Source organism: Rhodococcus sp. BS-15 (genome assembly GCF_000813105.1).
Classification (GTDB): domain Bacteria; phylum Actinomycetota; class Actinomycetes; order Mycobacteriales; family Mycobacteriaceae; genus Rhodococcoides.
Genome location: NZ_BAOX01000632.1, coordinates 1 through 641, shown reverse-complemented (window position 1 = coordinate 641; position 641 = coordinate 1). Strand labels below are relative to the sequence as shown.

The following is a 641-nucleotide window of genomic DNA, read 5'->3' as shown; positions in this document are numbered from 1 at the left end:
GTCGCAGCAGGCACCCCCATCGATGCCGCCGTACGGTCGCTCGCCGCCAGCGCAGAGGTGTTCGAGGTGGCGGTGCGCGGTCCGGTCCGCGGACGAGTGGTCATCAGCGGCAACGAGATTCGATCCACCGGCCTACTCGCTCCCGGCGAGACCAGGGACGTTCTCGGATCGGTGTTGCCTGAGTACCTGGCACACTGCGGCATCTCCGTCGTCGATGTGACGCTGCTCGAGGACACCGCGACGGGGTTTCGAGACGTGCTGACCCGAACCCAGGATGTGGACGTGATCATCGTCGTCGGGGCAACCGGAGGTGGGGCCGCAGATCAGCTCCGCGCGACCCTCGCCGGCCTCGATGCCGAGACCGTCGTCGGGCGGATGCGGATGCGTCCCGGCGGTTCTCAGATCACCGCGGCACTGCCCGACGGCACGGTGGTGCTCGGCCTCCCGGGAAATCCGCTGGCGGCCGTCGGCACCGCGATGCTCACCGCGCCCGCCATCGTCGATGCCCTGACCGGGAGAACGGTGCGCCCCTCGCGGATCGGCCTGTTGTCCAATGCTGCCGAGGCTCGATCCTCGACTCCTCGCATCGTGCCGGTCACCGCGGACGGCACGCGGTGGCGAGCAGACAGCCAGGTCCGCAC

Annotated in this window: 1 protein-coding gene; it reads left to right on the top strand. The window is 69.7% G+C overall.

Annotation, left to right across the window (positions count from 1 at the left end; all coding sequences use genetic code 11):
* A partial coding sequence (locus tag RHBS_RS28380; protein WP_237669887.1) for a molybdopterin-binding protein occupies nt 1-641 on the top strand: 641 nt, incomplete at both ends.